The organism is Plantibacter sp., from assembly GCF_059073635.1.
Window position 1 is genome coordinate 124,201 of sequence record NZ_JCACOF010000007.1, and the last position, 19,370, is coordinate 143,570.

16 protein-coding genes and 1 riboswitch are annotated in these 19,370 nt (G+C 70.3%); of the genes, 8 read left to right on the forward strand and 8 right to left on the reverse strand.

Annotation, left to right across the window (positions count from 1 at the left end):
- Positions 1-58: 58 nt before the first annotated feature.
- Entirely contained in the window at positions 59-1,510 is a 1,452-nt protein-coding gene (locus tag AC5JOC_RS05830) for a BglG family transcription antiterminator (RefSeq protein ID WP_494245740.1), read from the reverse strand.
- Between the two features lie 659 nt (positions 1,511-2,169).
- Between AC5JOC_RS05830 and AC5JOC_RS05835 the strand changes: the two genes are divergently transcribed.
- From AC5JOC_RS05835 to AC5JOC_RS05860, 6 genes are all read left to right on the forward strand, one after another.
- On the forward strand, positions 2,170-2,493 hold the full coding sequence (locus tag AC5JOC_RS05835) for a PTS sugar transporter subunit IIB (RefSeq protein ID WP_071259442.1): 324 nt from the start codon (positions 2,170-2,172) through the stop codon (positions 2,491-2,493).
- Between the two features lie 4 nt (positions 2,494-2,497).
- Positions 2,498-2,773, forward strand: a complete 276-nt coding sequence (locus AC5JOC_RS05840) for an HPr family phosphocarrier protein (RefSeq protein WP_064296634.1) — start codon at positions 2,498-2,500, stop codon at positions 2,771-2,773.
- Between the two features lie 4 nt (positions 2,774-2,777).
- Complete coding sequence (ptsP, locus tag AC5JOC_RS05845) at positions 2,778-4,457, forward strand: phosphoenolpyruvate--protein phosphotransferase (RefSeq protein ID WP_124768858.1); 1,680 nt, start codon at positions 2,778-2,780, stop codon at positions 4,455-4,457.
- Positions 4,454-6,040, forward strand: a complete 1,587-nt coding sequence (locus AC5JOC_RS05850; protein WP_079705307.1) for a PTS mannitol transporter subunit IIBC — start codon at positions 4,454-4,456, stop codon at positions 6,038-6,040. Before ptsP ends, AC5JOC_RS05850 begins: the two co-directional genes overlap by 4 nt.
- 118 nt (positions 6,041-6,158) lie before the next feature.
- Positions 6,159-6,593 carry a PTS mannitol transporter subunit IIA gene (locus AC5JOC_RS05855; protein WP_064296632.1) on the forward strand — a complete coding sequence of 145 codons (435 nt, stop codon included), beginning with the start codon at positions 6,159-6,161 and terminating at the stop codon, positions 6,591-6,593.
- Entirely contained in the window at positions 6,593-7,747 is a 1,155-nt protein-coding gene (locus AC5JOC_RS05860; protein ID WP_494245742.1) for a mannitol-1-phosphate 5-dehydrogenase, read from the forward strand. Before AC5JOC_RS05855 ends, AC5JOC_RS05860 begins: the two co-directional genes overlap by 1 nt.
- A gap of 197 nt (positions 7,748-7,944) precedes the next feature.
- Here AC5JOC_RS05860 and AC5JOC_RS05865 read toward each other — a convergent pair whose 3' ends face one another.
- The 5 genes from AC5JOC_RS05865 to AC5JOC_RS05885 are packed head-to-tail and all read right to left on the reverse strand — an operon-like array spanning position 7,945 to position 12,167.
- Positions 7,945-9,306 carry an FAD-binding oxidoreductase gene (locus AC5JOC_RS05865; RefSeq protein ID WP_494245744.1) on the reverse strand — a complete coding sequence of 454 codons (1,362 nt, stop codon included), beginning with the start codon at positions 9,304-9,306 and terminating at the stop codon, positions 7,945-7,947.
- Positions 9,303-10,457 (reverse strand): N-acetylglucosamine-6-phosphate deacetylase, encoded by a 1,155-nt coding sequence (nagA, locus tag AC5JOC_RS05870; RefSeq protein ID WP_494245746.1) that lies wholly within the window; start codon positions 10,455-10,457, stop codon positions 9,303-9,305. Before nagA ends, AC5JOC_RS05865 begins: the two co-directional genes overlap by 4 nt.
- Entirely contained in the window at positions 10,454-10,810 is a 357-nt protein-coding gene (locus AC5JOC_RS05875) for a YrdB family protein (protein ID WP_234993927.1), read from the reverse strand. Before AC5JOC_RS05875 ends, nagA begins: the two co-directional genes overlap by 4 nt.
- Before the next feature lie 40 nt (positions 10,811-10,850).
- Positions 10,851-11,747, reverse strand: coding sequence for a formyltetrahydrofolate deformylase (gene purU, locus AC5JOC_RS05880; RefSeq protein WP_370582583.1), 897 nt, complete (start codon positions 11,745-11,747; stop codon positions 10,851-10,853).
- A gap of 27 nt (positions 11,748-11,774) precedes the next feature.
- Positions 11,775-12,167 carry a MerR family transcriptional regulator gene (locus AC5JOC_RS05885; RefSeq protein WP_494245747.1) on the reverse strand — a complete coding sequence of 131 codons (393 nt, stop codon included), beginning with the start codon at positions 12,165-12,167 and terminating at the stop codon, positions 11,775-11,777.
- Positions 12,168-12,351: 184 nt separating this feature from the next.
- Between AC5JOC_RS05885 and AC5JOC_RS05890 the strand changes: the two genes are divergently transcribed.
- On the forward strand, positions 12,352-13,578 hold the full coding sequence (locus AC5JOC_RS05890) for an MFS transporter (RefSeq protein WP_194602143.1): 1,227 nt from the start codon (positions 12,352-12,354) through the stop codon (positions 13,576-13,578).
- A 39-nt stretch (positions 13,579-13,617) separates the two neighbouring features.
- On the opposite strand, the gene AC5JOC_RS05895 is transcribed toward AC5JOC_RS05890, so the two are convergent.
- Both AC5JOC_RS05895 and AC5JOC_RS05900 read right to left on the reverse strand, forming a co-directional pair.
- On the reverse strand, positions 13,618-15,861 hold the full coding sequence (locus AC5JOC_RS05895; protein WP_494245749.1) for a sigma-70 family RNA polymerase sigma factor: 2,244 nt from the start codon (positions 15,859-15,861) through the stop codon (positions 13,618-13,620).
- A gap of 404 nt (positions 15,862-16,265) precedes the next feature.
- Entirely contained in the window at positions 16,266-17,768 is a 1,503-nt protein-coding gene (locus tag AC5JOC_RS05900; protein ID WP_494245750.1) for a beta-N-acetylhexosaminidase, read from the reverse strand.
- A 159-nt stretch (positions 17,769-17,927) separates the two neighbouring features.
- Positions 17,928-18,046: riboswitch (ZMP/ZTP riboswitch) on the forward strand.
- Positions 18,047-18,088: 42 nt separating this feature from the next.
- Between AC5JOC_RS05900 and glyA the strand changes: the two genes are divergently transcribed.
- Positions 18,089-19,360, forward strand: coding sequence for a serine hydroxymethyltransferase (gene glyA / locus AC5JOC_RS05905; protein ID WP_064296623.1), 1,272 nt, complete (start codon positions 18,089-18,091; stop codon positions 19,358-19,360).
- Positions 19,361-19,370: the final 10 nt, after the last annotated feature.

Here is a 19,370-nt window from a genome sequence, read left to right on the forward strand (position 1 = left end):
CACCTCGACAAGCTCGGTGACCGGGACCGCTCGGTGACCGGGACCGCGCGACGGGTGCTCAGCCGTCGATGACGTGCACGAGCTCGTCGATGAAGCCGGCGAAGTCCTCGGAACGGCGGATGATCCGGGCGACGCTCGAGCGCTCCGAGAACACCTCGACGAACTGGTCGAACACCGTCTGGAACGCGGCACGACCCGATTCACTGAACGCCACGAGTGCGACGACGCTCACGCGCGCGCCGCCCCACTCCATCGGCGTCTCGTTCACGGCGATCGCGATGGCCGTCGAGTGCGCGGTCATCGCCATGGCGTGCGGCACGGCCAGGGTGTCGGTGAACGCCGTCGACGACATGCGCTCCCGCTCGATCGCCGCGGTGAGGTAGCTCTCGTCGATGATCCCCCGGGCGATCATGCGCTCGCCGAGCAGGCGGATCATGCCCTCCTCGTCCTCGGCATGCGCGTTCCGGAGGAAGAGGTCCGGGTGGAAGTACTGCAGCAGTTCGTCGGTGATCTCCGACAAGCGGGACGAACGACGGACGCGGCTGACCGCGGTGCGGACGCGCTCCACGTCGGCCGCGGTGAGGAACGGTTGGATGACGACGATGCCGTCGGCAGGGGCCGGTGGCTCGATCGTCGTGAGCACGAGGTCGGTGTCGATGGCGGCCCAGTCGACATCGGTGCGGGTGATGACGGATCGGACGTCGAGGACGTCGCCCAGCTGCGATTCGACGCGTCGGCGCAGCACCTCGTGCATGTCGTAGTAGCCGGCGGAGACGATCGTGGAGCCGAGGAGGGCCTCCTTGCGGGCCTTCTGCTCGAGCTGGGCGCCGACGTGCATCGCGATGTAGGCGATCTCGTCGTCGTTGATGATGATCGAGCCGTGCCGCTGCAGTTGGCTGGCGATGAAGACCGCGAGCTCGTAGATCATCGGGTACGAGGTCTTGATCGAGCGGGTCAGCGGATTGCGCGAGTAGGACTGGTCCTGTGCACGACGGATGAGGTTCTGGACGTGGAGGGTGAGCCGGACGATGAAGTCCTCGTCGGAGAGGTCGACGAGGTACTCGCGGCCGGCACGGTCGACGGCCTGACGGACGGCGGCGAGGTCGTCCTGGTTGACGTAGTCGTCGACGAGGACCTCGGCGGGAGCCCCGCTGCCCGGCGTCACCACCCGCGTCACGAGCAGGTAGCTGAGGTAGACGAGGTCGCCCTCGCCGAGCGCGACGTGGAAGTGGGCGTCGACGAGCCGCGCCAGATCCTCAGCGACCGCCTCGACCTCCGGGGTGCGCGGAGCATGGTCTGCGGGCTCCGCCGGACGGTCCTTCGTGACCCGGTCGATGGCGATCGCGATGTGGAGCAGGACGTTCGCGATGCCGTACTCGTTCACGTAGTACCCGCGCGCGGTCAACGCCTCGAGCAGCTCGCCCTTGAACGGGCTGAACTCGTTCGGCGCGAACGCGCGTTGGAGCGCCTCGAGTTCGACGATGCCGCGGTCGGTCTCGTCGCGGAACATCCGGCTGAGGAGACGTCGTCCGCTCGGTCTCACCGCCCGCCATCGTCACCGTCGATCCGGAACGGTCGAGCGTGAGGGCGGTGTCGGCGAGCATGGCGCGGACCCGGCCCAGGTCGCCCTCGACGGTCGACTCGCTGACGTGGAGCCGCTGTGCCGTCTCGTGCACGTCGATTCCCGAGGGGGCGCTGATGAGCAGCCGGACGAGCCCGTACAGCCGATCCCGCGGGGTCTCCGATTCGAACGCCGATGCGGCTCGTCGCCGGTAGACCGCATAGCCGTCGGCGTTCAGCCGATACCCGTTCGGCCCGGACTCGACGACGTCGTGCGGTGCCGTGCGGGTGTTGACCGCCGTGACGTAGCTGCGGACGCTGCGCGGCGTGACGCCGAGCACCTCCGCGACCTCCGTGGCCGTCGTCCAACCGTCCCGTCCCGCGAGGTAGCCGAGCATGCGGTCGTGTTTCTCGCGTGCCACGATGCCCTCTCCGTCGGTCGGCCGTCGCGCGGTCCGGGCGAACCGCTCCACCGAGTCAACCACCTTCCCGGCTGCTTCCGCGCGTTCGACGACCTTTCCGCCCCGGCGGAAGAGCTTCTGGTGGAGCCGCGAGGAGCGCGACGGAATGATGGATTGGTAGGCAATCGGCGGTTCTGGAGAAGGTTCGATGAAGATCCTGGTGATTTGCGGCGCGGGTGCGTCGAGCACGTTCATGGCCCAACGCCTGCGTCGCGCAGCAGCCGACCGATCGATCGACGTCTCCGTCGCGGCCGGTGCCGAATCACAGGTCCTCGGCGGCACGATCGCCCTCGACGGTGTCGACGTCCTGCTCGTCGGCGCCCACCTCGCCGACCACGAGGCCGCGTTGCGTGCAGCGGCCGAGCCCACCGGCACCGCGGTCGCCGTCCTGCCCGGCGACGTCTTCGGCGTCGAGGGTGGCGCGCGAGCCCTCGAACTCGTCCTCTCGATCCAATCACCAACCAGGAGGTAACCCCATGGCAACTCGAACCGTCCGCATCGGCTCGTCGCACGGCCTGCATGCCAGGCCCGCGAAGCTGTTCACGCAGGCTGCGAAGGACGCCGGGGTCCCGGTGACGATCGCGAAGGGCAGCGGCAAGCCCGTCAACGCGGCGAGCATCCTCGGCGTGATCGCGCTCGCCGTCGAGCACGGCGACTACGTGACCCTGTCCGTCGACGGCGAGGGCGCCGCAGCCGAGGGCACCCTCGACACGCTCTCCGAGCTCCTGGTGACCGACCATGACGAGCAGTAGTCCGATGACCGCGTTCCAGGGCATCGGCATCGGCCAGGGCGTCGCCGTCGGCCCGGTGGCCCGCATGGCCGACCCGCTCCCCGCCCCCGCCGACGTCGCCAGCACCCTCGACCTCGCGACCGAGACCGAGCGCGCGAACACCTCCCTCGCCGCGGTCGCCCGTGAGCTCGAGGCCCGAGGCGCCGCCGCCGGTGGTGCCGCTCGTGACGTCCTCGAGGCCCAGGCGATGATGGCGGAGGACCCGACCCTCGCCGAGGAGATCGCCACGCGGCTCGCGGACGGCAAGACCGCCGAGTGGGCCGTCTACGCGGCCTTCGCCTCGTTCCGCGACCAGCTCGCTGCGATGGGCGGCTACCTCGGGGAGCGCGCCGCCGACCTCGACGACGTGTCGCAGCGGGTCATCGCCGACCTCATGGGCGTGCCGGCCCCCGGCGTCCCCTCGCCCGGCCACCCGTTCATCCTCGTCGCCCGCGACCTCGCGCCGGCCGACACCGCTCTCCTCGACCTCGACCTGGTCCTGGGCCTCGTCACGAGCGACGGCGGCCCGACTTCGCACACGGCGATCCTCGCCCGCGAGAAGTCGATCGTCGCGATCGTCGGCGTCGTCGGAGCAGCCGAACTGACCGACGGCACGACGCTCGTCGTCGACGCGGCAACCGGTGAGGTCACGGTCGATCCGACCCCCGAGCTCGTCGCCGCCACGGAGCAGCGCATCGCCGACCGACTCGCGCTCGTGAACGCACCGGTCGTCCCCGGTGCACTGGCCGACGGCACCCCCGTGCCGCTGCTCGCGAACCTGGGCTCGGCCGAGCACGCCGACGCCGCCGCGGAGCTCGGCGCCGAGGGCGTCGGCCTCTTCCGCACCGAGTTCCTCTTCCTCGACCAGGCGCTCGCACCGACGGTCGAGCAGCAGCGGGCGCACTACGAGAAGCTCCTGAACGCCTTCCCCGGCCAGAAGGTCGTCGTGCGCGTCCTCGACGCCGGTGCCGACAAGCCGTTGGCGTTCCTGAACGACGCGCACGAGGACAACCCGGCGCTCGGACTCCGCGGCCTCCGTGCGTTGCGGGCGAGCGAGGACATCCTGCGCGAGCAGCTCACGGCGCTCGCCCAGGCCGACGCGGCGACGAACGCCGACCTGTGGGTCATGGCCCCGATGGTGTCGACCGTCGAGGAGACGAAGTACTTCATGGCGATCGCCGCCGAGTACGGCCTGAAGACGCCCGGCGTCATGGTGGAGGTGCCGTCGAGCGCCCTCCTCGCCGACCGCGTCCTCGCCCACGCCGGATTCGCGTCGATCGGGACCAACGACCTCACGCAGTACACGCTCGCCGCGGACCGCCTGCTCGGTTCCGTCGGCGCGTTCCAGGACCCGTGGCACCCGGCGGTCCTCCGCCTCGTGCAGCTCGTCGGCGAAGCCGGCCAGCACCACGGCAAGCCGGTCGGCATCTGCGGCGAAGCAGCCGCCGACCCGCTCCTCGCCGTCGTCCTCGTCGGACTCGGCGCCACCACCCTGTCCATGTCACCGTCGGCGCTCGCCGACGTCCGTCACTCCCTCCAGCAGTACACGCTCGACGATGCCCGGCGCATCGCGGCAGCAGCACTGGCCGCCGACGGTGCGGCCGAAGCCAGGGCAGCGGCCACCGCTGCAACGACTCCCGAAATGAAAGAGGCAACATCATCATGACAACGACGTCTACTCCCAAGAAGCCGGGAGGTGCACGAGTCGGCGTTCAGCGATTCGGCACCTTCCTCTCCGGCATGGTCATGCCGAACATCGCGGCCTTCATCGCCTGGGGCCTCATCACCGCGTTCTTCATCGCGACCGGCTGGTTCCCGAACGGGATCCTCGGCGGCTTCGGCAACGCCGACCTCATCGGTTGGCAGGGTGCCGCGACGGCGCTCGCGCAGGCCGACGACGGCACGACCTTCCCGCAGTACGTCGGCCTCGTCGGCCCGATGATCACGTACCTGCTCCCGCTGCTCATCGCGAACACCGGTGGCCGCATGATCTACGGTGAGCGTGGCGGCGTCGTCGCGTCCATCGCGACCATGGGTGTCATCGTCGGCAGCGCGATCCCGATGTTCATCGGTGCGATGATCATGGGCCCGCTCGCCGCGTGGCTCATGAAGCAGGTGGACCGGATCTGGGACGGCAAGATCAAGGCCGGCTTCGAGATGCTGGTCAACAACTTCTCCGCGGGTATCCTCGGAGCCATCCTCGCCATCGGCGGCTTCTTCGGTATCGCACCGATCGTCACCGCGCTCAGCAGCTTCCTCGAGGGCATCGTCGACTGGCTCGTCGCCAACTCGCTCCTGCCGATCGCGAGCATCTTCATCGAGCCCGGCAAGATCCTCTTCCTCAACAACGCCATCAACCACGGTGTGCTGACCCCGCTCGGTGTCCAGCAGTCCGAGGAGACCGGCAAGTCGATCCTGTTCCTCCTCGAGGCGAACCCCGGCCCGGGCCTCGGCATCCTGCTCGCGTTCTGCTTCTTCGGCATCGGTCTCGCGAAGGCGTCGGCCCCCGGCGCGGTCATCATCCAGTTCTTCGGTGGCATCCACGAGATCTACTTCCCGTACGTGCTCATGAAGCCGATGCTGGTCCTGGCCGCGATCGGTGGCGGCATGGCCGGTGTGGCGACGAACGTCGCGTTCAACACGGGTCTCCGCGCCCCGGCCTCGCCCGGCAGCATCATCGCCGTGCTCATCCAGACCGCACCCGACAGCTACTTCGGCGTGATCCTGTCGGTCATCGTCGCCGCAGCCGTCTCGTTCGGGATCTCCGCGATCATCCTGCGGGCCAGCCGGAAGCGCGACCTCGAGAACGAGAACGCCGGTGACCTCTCGGCCGCCGTCGCCGCGACCGAAGCCGCCAAGGGCAAGAAGTCGAGCGTGCTCGGCAACCTCTCCGCCGGAAGCGCCGCAGCCGGTGCGGACGTCGTCGACGAGGGCGTCGTCACGACGCTCGAGCGCGGCCCGATCCGCAACATCGTCTTCGCCTGCGACGCCGGTATGGGTTCGAGTGCGATGGGCGCCTCGGTGCTCCGCAACAAGATCAAGAAGGCCGGCATCGACGAGATCACCGTCACCAACAAGGCGATCGCGAACCTCGCCGACGACGTCGACCTCGTCATCACCCAGCGCGAGCTGACGGAGCGCGCGAAGGAGAAGACCCCGAGTGCCGTGCACATGTCGGTCGACAACTTCATGAACTCTCCGAAGTACGACGAAGTGGTGGAGTTGCTCCGCGGAGAGGGAGCACACTAGCAACGGAACGATCCCGGGGCGCACGCGAAGGGCGTGCGCCCCGGGGCTCCATCCACCGCCCTTCATCCGGCTCCGGACCGCACCGGCGGAGCCCCGCACGACGAATGCAGAGGAAGACATGTCGCAGGTACTGACCCAGGATCGGATCACCATCGTCACCGGGACGGTGACGCAGGAGGAGGCCATCCGCCGCGCTGCCGACGCCCTCGAAGCGGCCGGCGCCGTGACCGACGAGTACTTCGAGGCCATGCTCGCCCGCGAGCAGTCCGTGTCGACCTACATGGGCAACCTCCTCGCCATCCCGCACGGGACGAACGACGCGAAGGAGGCGGTCCGCGATTCCGCCCTGTCGTTCACCCGCTACGAGACCCCCATCGACTGGGACGGCGACGAGGTCCGCTTCGTCGTCGGCATCGCCGGCAAGGACGGCGGGCACATGGAGATCCTCTCCAAGATCGCCATCATCTTCTCCGAGGACGACGAGGTCGCCAAGCTGCTCGCAGCCGAGACGCCTGAGGAGCTCTACGCGCTCCTGAGCGAGGTCAACGAGTGATGCGAGCCGTCCACTTCGGCGCCGGCAACATCGGGCGCGGCTTCGTCGGCCTGCTCCTCCACGAGGGTGGCTACGAGGTCGTCTTCGCGGACGTCAACGCCGAGCTCATCGATGCGATCGCCGCGGCCGACAGCTACACGGTGCACGAGGTGGGCGACGGCGCGAAGGACACGGTCGTCACCGGGTTCCGTGCGATCAACAGCGCCACCGACGAGGAGGCCCTCGTCCAGGAGATCGCCACCGCCGACGTGGTGACCACCGCCGTCGGGCCGACCATCCTGCGCTTCGTCGCTCCGGTCATCGCGCGTGGGATCGCCGCCCGTCCGGCCGACGCCGCTCCGCTCGCCGTCATGGCCTGCGAGAACGCGATCAACGCCACCGACCTCCTCGCCACCGAGGTGCGCCAGGCGGTCGGCGACGAGGCCTGGGCGTCGCTGTCGACCCGGGCCGTGTTCGCGAACACGGCCGTGGACCGCATCGTCCCGGGCCAGCCCGCCGGGCAGGGCATCGACGTGACCGTCGAGACCTTCTACGAGTGGGCGATCGAGACCCCGGCGTTCAACGGCTCGCTGCCGTCGATCCCCGGTGCCCACTTCGTCGAGGAGCTCGCGCCGTACATCGAGCGGAAGCTCTTCACCGTGAACACCGGCCACGCCTCCGTCGCCTACTTCGGTGCGCGCGCCGGTATCGGGACCATCGCCGAAGCACTCGCCGAGCCGTCCATCGCCGTCGCCGTCGGTGCGGTGCTGGAGGAGACCTCCGCGCTGCTCGTCGCCAAGCACGGGCTCGACGTCGACGCGCAACGCGAGTACCGCGAGACGATCCTCCGTCGCTTCGCGAACGTGCACCTGCCCGACACCGTGGAGCGCGTCGGTCGGCAGCCGCTGCGCAAGCTGAGCCGGACCGAGCGGTTCATCGGACCCGCCGCAGAGCTGGCGGAGCGCGGCATGGCCCACGACGCCCTCGTCTCGGCCATCGGTGCCGCGCTCGAGTTCGACGTCGCCGACGACGAGCAGAGTGTCCACCTGCAGGCGAAGCTCCACGAGCTCGCGCCGGGCACCTTCGTCGAGGAGGTCACCGGCCTCGCTCCCGAGCACCCGCTGGCTCCCGCGGTGCTCGCGCAGGTCGTCGCCCGACAGGCATCGCTCGCGTAACACCCTTCGACAGGCTCAGGGACCGGATCCGTCCGGACCCTGAGCCTGTCGCCGTTCCCGGAGCCGGTTCCGGTCCCTGAGCCATCCTCCGGCCGCCCGTCGTCGGTCACTGAGCGCGCCCCATTCCGGTCCCTGAGCGCGCCTCATTCCGGTCCCTGAGCGCCCCTCATTCCGGTCCCTGAGCCTGTCGAAGGGTCTCAGAACATCTTGCCCGGGTTGAGGAGGTTCTCCGGGTCGAAGAGCCGCTTGATCCCGTGCTGGAGCGCGAGCTGATCTTCGCCGAGCTCGTCGCCGAGCCAGCGCTTCTTGAGCAGGCCGATGCCGTGCTCGCCGGTGAGGGTGCCGCCGAGCCGCAGCGCGGTGGTGAAGAGGTCGTCGGCGGCCTGCCAGATGAGGTCTGGTACCTCGACTCCCTCGAAGACGAAGTTCGGGTGGAGGTTGCCGTCGCCCGCGTGCGCGACCGTGGGGATGGAGATGCCGTACCGGCGCTCGATCTCGCCGATCGCCGTGAACATCGCCGCCAACTGACTGCGGGGGACCGACACGTCCTCGATGAGCGGGGTGCCGAACTGCTCGAGTGACGGATGCAGGGCGCGGCGGACGGCCAACAGGTGCTCACCCGTCGCGTGGTCGGTGGACATCTCGGCACGCCCGCCGCCGGCGTGGAGCACCTCGAGGATCGCGGCGGCCTCCGCCTCGGCGTTCGGGCCGTCGGTCTGGATCACGACGTGCGCCTCGCCGCTGGTCGGGGTCGGCAGCTGCAGGTAGCGGTGCACGGCGACGAGCGCGACGGGGTCGAGCAGTTCCATGATCGACGGCTGGACACCGGACGCGGTGACGGCGGCGGTGGCCTCTGCTGCCGAGACCACGCTCGGGAAGTACCCGGCGATGGTCGCGACGGTGCCCGGCGTCACGCGCCGGATGCGGACGGTCGCCTCGACGATGACGCCGAGGACGCCCTCGGAGCCGACCATGAGACTCGTGAGGTCGAGGCCGGTGACCCCCTTCACGCTCCGGTGCCCGACGCTGATGAGTCGTCCGTCGGCCAGGACCACTTTGAGGGCGAGGACGGCGTCGCGCGTCACGCCGTACTTGGCGCACAGCAGGCCGCCGGCACCGGTCGCGATGTTCCCACCCACGGTCGAGATCGCGCGGCTCGCCGGGTCGGGCGCGAACCAGAGTCCACGGGCGAGCAGGAGGTCGTTGAAGGCGCCGTTGATGATGCCCGGTTCGACCACCGCGAGGAGGTCGGGTTCGTTGATCTCCAGGACGCGCTGCATCTCGAGCGTCGACAGGACGATCTCGCCCGCGCCGCCGAGCGCGCCGCCGGCCAGTCCGGTACCGGCGCCGCGCGTCACGACCGGCGTCCCGGTCGCGGTGGCGATGCGCATCACCGTCTGGACGTCTTCGATGGAGCGCGCGGAGACCACGGCGATCGGTGGGGCGTCGGACACGTGACCCGACTTGTCGGACCGTGCGTCCGCGAGGACGGCGTCCGTCGTCGAGACCGCGTCGCCGAGGGCGTCACGGAGGGCGTCGAGGACGGTCGGCGTCGTCATCGCGGCAGGGCTGATCCGTCGGCCCAGACCGCCTGGACGTTCCACTGGTGGTCGAGGAGGACGGCGTCCGCGGCGTATCCCGGGGCCAGTCGTCCGAAGCGGTCGGCGAGGCCGAGGACACGGGCCGGGGTGCTCGTGAGGGCACCGACCGCCGCGTCCGCCGCCACACCGCTCGCGACGGCGAGTCGGAGCGCCCGGTCGAGCGTCAGCGTGGAGCCGGCGATCGAGTCGCCTTCCACGAGCCGCGCCAGACCGTCCGTCACCTGGACCTCGAGCGCGCCCAGGAGGTAACGGCCGTCCGAGGACCCGGCTGCGGCCATCGCGTCGGTGATGAGTGCGACGCGGCCCGGGGCCTGCTCGAAGGCGAGCTTGGCGACGTCGGGGTGCACGTGTTCGCCGTCGAGGATGAGCTCGACCGTGACCCGCTCGTCGGCGAAGGAGGCGATGATCGGTCCGGGCGCACGGTGGTGGATCCCGTTCATCGCGTTGAACACGTGGGTGACGAGTCGGGCACCGAGATCGAACGCCGTCTTCGTCAGTGCCTCGTCGGCGTCGGTGTGACCCACGGCGACGATGACGCCGGCCTCGACGAGGACCTGGATCGCCTCGAGGGCGTTCGGCAGCTCAGGGGCGATCGTGATCTGCCGCAGCGTGCCGCGGCTCGCGTCGATGAGGCGTTCGACGACCGCCGGGCTCGGGTCGATGAGCGCCCCGGGGTCGTGCGCGCCCTTCTTGGCCGGTGAGAGGAACGGACCTTCGAGGTGGGCTCCGAGGACCAGGGGATCCTCGGCGACGAGGTCGGCGATCCCCTCGAGACTCGCGACGAGGGCGTCGACCGGGTTCGACACGAGACTGATGAGCGTCCTCGTGGTCCCGTGTGCCCGGTGCACCGCGAGTGCGCGTCCGATGGCGTCGCGTCCGTCGTCGAAGGACGACCCGCCGCCGCCGTGGACGTGGAGGTCGATGAACCCCGGCGTGAGGTGGCCGCCGTGTGCGTCGTGGACGGATGCGTCGTCGCCGACGGGGATGGACCGCCAGTCGTCGCCGGTGCCGGTGGAGCGGATGACGCCGTCGACCGCGTGCAGCCAGAAGGCGTCCTGGTGGCCGTCGACGTCGACCTTGGTGGCGGAGTGGATCAGGAGCTCGGTCATGCGAGCTGCTTCCGTCCGCGGACGACACCACTGGCGACGGCGACCACGGCGAAGACGGTCGCGATGATCGGCTGCCCGAGGTGCAACCAGGCGAGCGCCGCCGCCGCGAAGATGAGGAGCTCGACGACCGCCTGGCCGTAGAGGTCGATGCGGATCACGGCGCGCGGCGAGAGGAACAGCGCCCAGAGGATGATCGCCACGACCGGGGCGGCGATCCCGACGACCACGTTCAGCGGGAACGGCCACACCGCGACGCCCCAGAAGCCGAGCGAGAAGAAGGCGAAGAGTTCGAGGAAGAACCGCAGGATCTCGTTGGGGCCGATCTTCACGTCGGCGGGAGTTCGTTCAGACACCACACGATTCTACGGCGCGTGGCCGCGAGCCCGCTCCGGGTCAGCGGAAGATGATCGTCCGCGCACCGTCGAGGAGGACGCGGTCCTCGGCGAACCACTTCACCGCCTGGGTGAGGGTGCGGCTCTCCTCGTCCTGACCGATGGCGACGAGCTCCGCGGGGGAGCGGGAGTGGTCCACGCGGACGACGTTCTGCTCGATGATCGGTCCCTCGTCGAGGTCGCTCGTCACGAAGTGCGCCGTCGCACCGATGAGCTTGACGCCGCGCGCGTGCGCCTGCTTGTACGGGTTCGCGCCCTTGAAACCGGGCAGGAAGGAGTGGTGGATGTTGATGGCGCGACCGGCGAGGCGCTCGCAGAGCTCGGGGGAGAGGATCTGCATGTACCTGGCGAGGACGACGAGCTCGATGTCGTGTTCCTCGACGGCCTCGACGACCCTGGCCTCGAACGCCGCCTTCGATGCGGCGTCCGTCACGGGCAGCGCCTCGAAGGGCACGCCGTAGAAGGAGGCGAGATCGCGGAGCGAACCGTGGTTGCTGAGCACGAGGGGGATCTCGACCGGGAGCTGGCCGGCCCGCTGGCGGAAGAGGAGGTCGTTGACGCAGTGCGCCGCCGTCGAGGCCAGGACGAGCGTCCGGAGCGGACGACCGACGACGTCGAGCCGCCACTGGAGGGCGTATCGCTCGACGACGGGTGCGATGGCCGCCTCGAACCGCTCGCGCGAGACCGCCGCCTCGACCTGGAGCCGCATGAAGAACCGTCCGGTGTCATCGCTCGAGAACTGCTGGCTCTCGGTGATGTTGCCGTCGGCCTCGACGATCGCACCGCTGATCGCGTGCACGATGCCGGGCCGGTCCTCGCAGATGATCGAGAGCACCCAGTGGACGGAGCGCTCGTGCGTGGTCGAGGGCACAGCGGAGGGATCGGTCGAGTTCGTCACCGACTCAGGTTACCGGGACCCGACCGCTCAAGCCGCAGGGACGGACCGCTCGTCGACGAGGTCGGCGTGCGAGGACTGCCGCAGGTACGACCGCACCGTCTCGCGGCTCTGCCGCAGGCAGTCGATGCGGGCGTCGATCGAGGCGATCTGCGCGTGGAGCGACTCGGCCGTCGCGCGGGAGCAGTCGGGCACGGCACGCGAGGTGCGTGCGTCGTCGAGATCGAGGACCACGCGCACGAGACGGGTCGTGAGCCCCGCGTCGAACAGGTTGTCGACCGTGACGACGTGGTCGATCGCGGACGGTTCGTACTCGTCGGGCGCGTGCGACGCGCGCACGGCCGCCAGGAGTCCCTCCTCCTCGTAGGAGCGGAGCCGGGTGGCCGGGACACCCGTTCGTTCAGCGAGTTCTGCAATGCGCATGAGCGGCCTCTCTGTCACCTTCACGTCAGCTGCAACGTCGGATCGAGCCCTCCGCATTCCCGCCCTCGGGTAGACTCGTCCGCGGTCGCCGGATGTCGGTTGACCCTGGGCGCGCACATCAGCGCGTAGACGAACTCGTCCGCCACGTCAGCCGACGAGTGAACGCCATCGTTGGAGCAATCCGATGACCTCCTCTTCGCCCTCCTCGGCGCGCGCCGCCGAACCCTCCAAGCCGTCGTCACCGCCGTTCCCCTGGGTCGGCCTGATCGCGCTCGCGGCGGGCACCTTCCTCTCCGTCACCGGCGAGATGATCCCGACCGGCCTCCTCCCGGAGATGAGCACCTCGCTCGGCGTCACCGAGTCGCAGATCGGGCTCCTCGTCAGCGTGTTCGCGTTCACGGTGGTGCTGTCGAGCACCGCGCTCATCCACCTCACCAGGCGTGTCCCGCGACACGCGTTGCTCGTGGCCGTCATCGTCGTCCTCGGCGTGAGCACCGGTCTCGGCGCGCTCGCCCCGAACTACGAGCTCCTCGTCGCCACCCGGGTGCTCGGCGGGCTCGCCCATGGCGTCTTCTGGGCGGTCGTCGGCGCGTACGCCGGTCACCTGGTCCCGAAGGAGCAGCTCGCCCGTGCCGTGTCCGTGACGATCGCGGGAGGCACGCTCGCCTTCGTCCTCGGCGTCCCGCTCAGCACCGCGCTCGGGCACGCGCTCGGCTGGCGCCTCGCGTTCGGCGTCCTCGCCGCGGCCATGCTCCTCGGCGCCGTCGTCGTGTGGTGGAAGCTGCCGCCCGTCGGTCGGGAGGAGTCGCACGCGGCCGCCTCGGGTGCCACGGGCCGTGATCCGAGCATCGTCCCGGTCGCGATCGTCTGCATCGCGGTCGGCGTCATCATGGCGGGCCATTACGCGTTCTACACCTACATCGCGCCGTTCCTCATCGGCGAGGTCGGTGTCCCGGCCGGCCAGCTCAGCATCCTCCTCCTCGTCTACGGCGTCGCGGGCGCGATCGGCCTCATCCTCACCGGCAGCGTCTTCGCGAGGCGTGCGACCACGGGCCTGTTCGTCGCCCTGACCGTGTCTGCGGCCATGGTGAGCGTCCTCGCCCTCTCGGCAGGGTGGCTTCCGGGCGCGCTCGTCGCGTTCTTCCTCTGGGGGACGGCCTTCGGCATGCTGCCGCCGCTCATGCAGACGCGCCTCCTGCACGCGGCGAGCCCGCGCATCCGCGACACCGCGAACGCGTTCTACACGACGGCGTTCAACACGGGTATCGGTGGCGGCTCGGCGCTCGGCGCGTTGCTCCTCGCCGAGATCGGTCTCGGCGTGCTGCCGTGGGTGTACGTGTGCCTGGCCGTGGTCGCGACCTCGCTCCTCGCGGCGGACGTGCTGCGCACCCGCAGGCGCGAGTCCGTCTGATCGAGCACGAGCCGTTGCGGACGCGCTGAGCGGGACCGCTTACGGTACAGCCGGTTCGTCCGTCGTCGGCGCCGGTGAGGCGTCTGCGCCATCGGTCGGCGCGGTGACGTCGGGCGCGGTCTCCACCGGCGTCTCCGTCTCCGTCGTCGGATCCGGCTCGGTCGTACTCGGCACGTCCGTCTCCGTCGGGGGAGCCGCTTCCACCGGGGTCTGGTCCGCGATCGGGTCGACGACGGCCTGAACCGGGACCGGAGCGGGAACCGCCTCCGGTGCGGTGTCCAGAACCGCTTCCGGGAGCGGGGCCGTCGCCGGATCGACGGCGGCGTCGGTACTCAGGAGTCCGGTCAGCGAGAGGTACTCGACGGAGGTCGCAGGTCCCACGCGCGATGGGTCGGACGGGTCGACGCTCCAGACGCTGAGCTCGTGGAACCCGACGGCGACGGCGGCGCCGGTGAGCGTCGCTCGACCGTCGGCGTCGAGCGCGACGCGTTGCTCGTCACCACCGTCGACCGTGTATCCGACCGCGCCGTTCGGAGCACCGACGACCACGAGCGGGCCGGTCGGATCGAGGAACTGCACCGACAGCACCGTCCGGAGCCCGGTGACGGCCGGCCCGCTGATCGACATGGTGGCCGGTTCGGCGGACACGGAGACCTCGTCGCCGAGGGTCTGGCGGACGGTCAGGACGAAGGTGCCCGTGCGGCCGAGGTCGACCGGGCCGGTCGACCAGGTCCCGGTCTCGGGAGCGGCTGTGGCGGACGCCCGCCGAGCGGAGGCCGGCACGACCGTCGACGCGACGACCACGTCGCCGTCGAGGATGTCGACGGTGGCGCCGGCCGCTGCGGTGCCGCTGAAGGCGGGCCACAGGAAGCCGCCACCGGTGTCGGCGGCCATCGTCGGCGCCGGGAGCTCCTCGGGGTCAGTCGGATCCACGGGGTCCACCGGGTCGACGGGATCGACGGGAGGGGCGACGGGCGGAGCCGTCGGCGACGGGACCTGCGGCTCGGCGACCGGAGGCGGCGTCGCACCCGTGCCGGGCGTCGGCCGGGGCGTGGGCACCGGTCCCGAGGGTGTCGGGGTCGTCGGCGCGGACGGCGACGTCGTCGGACCCGTGGTCGGAGTCGCGCCCGGTGTCGGCACGGCGACGGGGTCGCTGGTCTCGTCGGCGGAGACGGAGGTCGCCGAGTCGGCTCCGGGCGGGAACACCACCGGACCCAGGACGAGCGCGGCGGCGGTCACCACCGCGACGACGCCGACGCCGATCGCGGCGATGATGCCACCGGAGAGACCTGCCGTCGCAGCACCCGCGACGCCCGCACCCGACGCGACGCCGGCACCCGACGCGGCGCCACTGGAACCGGCTGCACCGGAAGCCGCTGCTCCGCCGGAGGCCGCCACCGAGGTGCTCAGGTGCGCCGTCAGTGCGACCCCGCCGGTGACGCCGGCCGGCATCGCGGCGACCGCGGTCGTCGACGCACCGTTCGTCTGCAACCACGCGGTGTAGCCGGCCGCACCGGCGGCGCCTGCGACGAGGGGGAGGAGGACGAGCGCCATGCGCGAGCCGACCTCCTTCGCCTCAGCGGCCACGATGGTGCACCGCTGACAGGCGTCCAGGTGCGACTCGACCTTGGCCGTGTCCCGGGCGGAGAGGTTCCCGCGCGCGTAGGATCCGAGCCTGCTGATCGTGAAGGCGTGCTCCGAGTCGTCGTCGACGGCCTGCAGGTGCGCCTGGATCCACGCTTCGCGCAGCCCCTCGCGTGCTCGGTAGGCGAGCGCGGCCACCGAGTTGGCCTTCATCCCGAGGAGCGGCGCGACCTCCGCGGGCGTCATCGCCTCGATCTCCGTGTACCAGAGCACCTCCTGCCACCGGGTCGGCAGGCTTCGGAACGCTCGGGCACTCAGGCTGCGGTCGAGGGCCTCGATCGAGGACGCCTCGTTCGTGTCCGGGTCCTCGAAGGAGTCCAGGGTGTCGAGCGAGGTCTCCCGACGCGATCGGCCCCACGCGGCCGCCGTGTTCCGGATGGTCGTGAACAGGTAGGGGCGGAAGGCGCCGGTGGGGCCCTTCCCGCGGCGGACCGCCTGATAGATGCGGGCGAAGGACTCCGAGACGAGGTCGTCGGGATCGAGGCTCGAGGTGACGGACCGGGCGACGGTCCGTCCGGCGTTCGAGTGCCGTCGCCACAGCTCCGCGTAGGCGTCCTGCGAGCCCGTGCGGGTGTGCTCGATGAGCTCGGCATCCGATCGCTCGGTGAGCGATGAAGCCGGGGATGTGTCCAGGCTCATGATGCCTCCGTCTGCGAGCTGCGCACTACCGGGCACCGTGCCCGCTCAAGAGAGTCGGGTGAAGCGGGATCATGACGCCGATTCCTCATCTTGGCACGAGGTGTCTCGCGGACAGCCGCTGGCGCCGAGGAAGATCCGTTTCGATTGTTCTGGGAAACCGCGTCATGACCTGCTCGGGAGGCACTCTCTCAGGATGAACAGCAGGATTCCCGGCGACGGGGACCCGGCTGGGTCGTCCTCGGACGGCCACGATGCGCGCCACGGCCGGTGTGCATCGGGCAACGGACCCGAAACGTTGCAGATCTCGACGGGAGGGGGCGCCTTCGTGCGTACCCGTCGACAGGCCGGGAGTGGTGCTCGGGGGCGAGCATCACTCCCGGCCGCTTTTCCGACCGTCGCTCGGATCAGTCGAGCCAGCCGACCTCGGGGGAGCGGTGGAAGGCGATGCCCGCGGCCGACCAGCCCTGGGCAAGCTCGGCCAGCCGGACCCGGAAGTCGCTCCAGTCCGGCGCGCGTCGCTCCGACCAGCCGATCTCCGCGATGGACGCGACCCGGGGGAAGACGAGGAACTCGAGCGTCTGCACGTCGGCCACGGTCTCCGTCCAGAGCGGGGCCTCGACGCCGAGGATGTCCTGCTCACCGACGCCTTCGACGATCTCGGTCGGCTCCCAGACGGCGGAGCGTTCGACACTCGTGGGGCCGTCCGCCCAGGTGAGGCCGGCCGTCGCGACGTCGGGGTACTGCATGTCGAGGTAGGCGGCGTCGGCCGGAGACATGATGACCTGCCCGCCCTGATCCACGAACGAGCGCAGCTTGTCGGCGTGACCGTCCTCGGGGGAGACGTAGTTCCAGTACTGGCCGATGGTGCCGGGGGCGAGGTCGCGTGACGCGCCGAACTCGTGCCAGGCGATGGCGGTCTTCCCGGTCGTGGCGACCAACTCGGACACCCGACGGGCGAAGTGGAGGAAGTCCGCCTCAGTGGTGGCGAGCGCTTCATCGCCGCCCAGGTGGAGATAGGGGCCCGGGGTCATCGCGGCGAGCTGGGTGAACACGTCCTCGAGGAACGTGTAGGTGGACTCGGCATGGATGTCGAGGCTCGAGAAGCCGACCTCCGTGCCGGTGTAGGGCTCGCGGGCGACGCCGTCCGGGTTGAGTTCGGGATACGCCGCGAGGACCGCGTTCGTGTGTCCGGGGACGTCGATCTCGGGGACGATCGTGACGCGGCGGTCGGCGGCGTACTCGATGATCGCCCGGTAGTCGTCGGCGCTGTACGAGCCGCCCGTACCACCACCGACGGCGGTCGCCGCACCGATCCCGGTGAGCTCCGGCCACCCGGCGATCTCGAGGCGCCACCCCTGGTCGTCGGTGAGATGCAGATGCAGGTGGTTGAGCTTGAGTGCGGCGATCTGGTCGATGAACCGCTGCACCTGCGCGACCGTGAAGAAGTGCCTCGCGACGTCGAGCATCGCGCCGCGGTAGGCGAAGCGCGGAGCGTCGTCGATGACGGTCGCGGCGATGATCCAGTCCTGTGCGCCGGCCGTCGGTGCCCAGTTGGCCGGCGGGAGGAGCTGCCTGAGCGTCTGCGTGCCGTGGTGGACCCCGTCGGCGTCCGCGCCGACGATCTCGACACCGGAGGCCGCGGCGGTCAATCGGTAGGCCCCGCTCGTCGTCGACAGGCGGGGGTCGATCGACAGCGTGATGTCCGTACCCGCGGAGTCCACGATCTCCTCCGTGCCGGTGGTCTCGACCGGGAGGGCGAACCCCGTCGAGGCGCGCAGGGCGTCGGCGAGGATCCGAGCCGTGGTCGCCGCCGACGGGTCGGTACGGATCACCGAATCCGCCGACAACCGGAACGGGGGAGCGGAGGCGTCCGTGGTCTGCGAGACGGGGCGGGGCAGCAGGCTCATGCGCGGTTCCTTCGGCGTCGGCGACGCGGGATCGTGGGGGCTGGAACGGGGTTTGTTCGGAGGGTGAACAAGCGTCGGGCCATCCTGACACACCGGCCCCCACCGCTGCCCGACCTCTCCACAGGACGGTGCGCGTCGGGCGTCCCGTTGCTATGCTGCTAGCAGTCGCAACTGGCGTATAGACGGAGTTCCGCTCCGCCTCAGATGGTTCACCATCGGGGAGCGACCCTGCACCTTGAAGACAAGGGCGGATTCGGCCGCACGCCTGGGCCGAAACGGCACATCACCGACATCCGTTCTGTCACAAAAGGGAGCCAGTCTTGTCCGACACCTTCAACGCGCCACTCTCCGAGGTCGATCCCGAGATCGCAGCGGTCCTCGAGCAGGAGCTCGGTCGCCAGCGCAACACCCTCGAGATGATCGCGAGCGAGAACTTCGTGCCCGTCTCCGTCCTGCAGTCGCAGGGCAGCGTCCTCACCAACAAGTACGCCGAGGGCTACCCGGGTCGTCGCTACTACGGCGGCTGCGAGTTCGTCGACATCGCCGAGTCCCTCGCGATCGAGCGGGCCAAGAGCCTCTTCGGTGCCGCGTACGCGAACGTCCAGCCGCACTCGGGCGCCACGGCCAACGCCGCGGTCCTCTCGGCGATCGCCACCCCCGGCGACACCATCCTCGGTCTCGAGCTCGCCCACGGTGGTCACCTCACCCACGGCATGAAGCTCAACTTCTCCGGCAAGCTCTACAACGCCGTCTCCTACGGCGTCGACCCCGAGACCTTCCTCGTCGACATGGACGTCGTCCGCGACAAGGCACTCGAGCACAAGCCGCAGGTCATCATCGCCGGTTGGTCCGCCTACCCGCGCCAGCTCGACTTCGCCGCGTTCCGCGCGATCGCCGACGAGGTCGGCGCGAAGCTCTGGGTCGACATGGCGCACTTCGCCGGCCTCGTCGCCGCAGGTGTCCACCCGTCGCCCGTGCCGTTCGCCGACGTCGTGTCCTCCACCGTGCACAAGACCATCGGCGGCCCGCGCTCCGGCTTCATCGTGAGCCGCGACATGGAGCTCGCCAAGAAGCTCAACTCGAACGTGTTCCCCGGCCAGCAGGGCGGACCGCTCATGCACGTCATCGCCGCCAAGGCGACGGCGTTCAAGCTCGCCGCCACGGCGGAGTTCAAGGACCGCCAGGAGCGCACGCTCCGCGGTGCCAAGCTCCTCGCCGAGGCGCTCACCTCCGAGGCGTCGAAGGCCGCCGGCATCGACGTCCTCACCGGCGGCACCGACGTGCACCTCGTGCTCGCCGACCTCCGCACCTCCGAGCTCGACGGCCAGCAGGCCGAAGACCTCCTCCACGAGGTCGGCATCACGGTCAACCGCAACTCGGTGCCGTTCGACCCGCGCCCGCCGATGGTCACCTCCGGTCTGCGGATCGGTACCCCGGCACTCGCGACGCGTGGCTTCGGCGACACCGAGTTCGCCGAGGTCGCCGACATCATCGCTCTCGCGCTGCGCAACGGTGCCGAGGCCGGAGCCCTCCGGGAGCGCGTCACGGCGCTCGCCGAGCGCTTCCCGCTCTACCCCGGCCTCCAGCAGTAGGGCGCGGGCG

Coding starts and splice junctions, on each gene's coding strand:
- AC5JOC_RS05830 (WP_494245740.1), bottom strand. CDS start 1,510: ATGTTCCGCGACGAGACCGACCGCGGCATCGTCGAACTCGAGGCGCTC.
- AC5JOC_RS05835 (WP_071259442.1), top strand. CDS start 2,170: ATGAAGATCCTGGTGATTTGCGGCGCGGGTGCGTCGAGCACGTTCATG.
- AC5JOC_RS05840 (WP_064296634.1), top strand. CDS start 2,498: ATGGCAACTCGAACCGTCCGCATCGGCTCGTCGCACGGCCTGCATGCC.
- ptsP (WP_124768858.1), top strand. CDS start 2,778: ATGACCGCGTTCCAGGGCATCGGCATCGGCCAGGGCGTCGCCGTCGGC.
- AC5JOC_RS05850 (WP_079705307.1), top strand. CDS start 4,454: ATGACAACGACGTCTACTCCCAAGAAGCCGGGAGGTGCACGAGTCGGC.
- AC5JOC_RS05855 (WP_064296632.1), top strand. CDS start 6,159: ATGTCGCAGGTACTGACCCAGGATCGGATCACCATCGTCACCGGGACG.
- AC5JOC_RS05860 (WP_494245742.1), top strand. CDS start 6,593: ATGCGAGCCGTCCACTTCGGCGCCGGCAACATCGGGCGCGGCTTCGTC.
- AC5JOC_RS05865 (WP_494245744.1), bottom strand. CDS start 9,306: ATGACGACGCCGACCGTCCTCGACGCCCTCCGTGACGCCCTCGGCGAC.
- nagA (WP_494245746.1), bottom strand. CDS start 10,457: ATGACCGAGCTCCTGATCCACTCCGCCACCAAGGTCGACGTCGACGGC.
- AC5JOC_RS05885 (WP_494245747.1), bottom strand. CDS start 12,167: ATGCGCATTGCAGAACTCGCTGAACGAACGGGTGTCCCGGCCACCCGG.
- AC5JOC_RS05890 (WP_194602143.1), top strand. CDS start 12,352: ATGACCTCCTCTTCGCCCTCCTCGGCGCGCGCCGCCGAACCCTCCAAG.
- AC5JOC_RS05895 (WP_494245749.1), bottom strand. CDS start 15,861: ATGAGCCTGGACACATCCCCGGCTTCATCGCTCACCGAGCGATCGGAT.
- AC5JOC_RS05900 (WP_494245750.1), bottom strand. CDS start 17,768: ATGAGCCTGCTGCCCCGCCCCGTCTCGCAGACCACGGACGCCTCCGCT.